This is a genomic window from Mesorhizobium sp. M7A.F.Ca.US.002.01.1.1, assembly GCF_004022955.1.
GTDB lineage: Bacteria > Pseudomonadota > Alphaproteobacteria > Rhizobiales > Rhizobiaceae > Mesorhizobium > Mesorhizobium ciceri.
Map to the genome: position 1 here is coordinate 1 of NZ_RZQE01000918.1, position 1107 is coordinate 1107.

A 1107-nucleotide genomic window follows, 5' to 3' on the forward strand; every position below is an offset into this window, starting at 1 on the left:
ATCCGCTACCGGCTGCGCACGTCGTTCTCGCGCACGGGCAAGACCGCCACCTCTCGAATTGCGGCGCCACGGGGGATCGCGAATAGCGGGCCGGCAGCCGAGGGCGACGAGGTTCTACACGATCAGAACCTACTCGAAGGAATAAGTGAAACCTTCCTTGGAGGCGCCGACGGTGACTTTGGTCATCTTTTCGCCCTCGAGCGACCGGTTAAGCACGCCGCGGCTCAGTTCCGGCAGCAGCGTGTTGGTCAGGATGGCATCGATCATCCGCCCGCCGGATTCGATCTCGGTGCAGCGGGCCTTGACCAGATCCATGACACCGTCGCCGATCACCAGTTCCGCATCGTTGGTTGCCCGCAACCGGCGAGCGATCTTGGCGAACTGGTGGCCAGTGATCGCTTCGATCATCGAATCAGAGAGCGGATAGTAAGGAATGGTCACCACCCGGCCAAGGAAGGCAGCCGGGAAGACCTTCAGCAATGGGCTGCGCAAGGCGGTATCCAGATCGTCGAGCCCGGTCCGCAGCGTGCCATTCCTTGTGCGGTCCATGATAACTTCGGAGCCGACATTCGAGGTGAGCAGGATCAGGGTGTTCTTGAAATCGATCCGGCGGCCCTCGCTGTCGTCCATCATGCCCTTGTCGAAGACCTGGAAGAAGATTTCGTGGACGTCGGGATGCGCCTTCTCGACCTCGTCGAGCAGGATCACCGAATAGGGTTTTCTGCGCACCGCTTCGGTCAGGATGCCGCCCTTGCCGTAGCCGACATAGCCGGGCGGTGCGCCCTTCAGTGTCGAGACGGTGTGCGCCTCCTGGAACTCGGACATGTTGATGGAGATCAGGTTCTGCTCGCCACCGTAAAGCGTTTCGGCCAGCGCCAATGCCGTTTCGGTCTTGCCGACGCCCGAGGGGCCGCAAAGCAGGAAGACCCCGACCGGCTTTTCAGGCGCGCCAAGCCCGGCGCGGCTGGTCTGCACGCGTTTGGCGATCATCTCCATGGCGTGATCCTGGCCGACGACCCGTTCCGAAAGCGTGGCGGCGAGCTTGAGCGCCTTTTCGGTCTGGCTGGACAGCATCCGTCCGGTCGGGATCCCGGTCCAGTCCTGGAC

1 protein-coding gene is annotated in these 1107 nt (G+C 62.5%); it reads right to left on the reverse strand.

Going from position 1 to position 1107, the window contains the following annotated elements:
* Nucleotides 1-129: 129 nt before the first annotated feature.
* Nucleotides 130-1107, reverse strand: a 978-nt coding sequence (locus EN932_RS36725) for an AAA family ATPase (RefSeq protein WP_128338519.1), incomplete at its 5' end; no start/stop codon positions are given.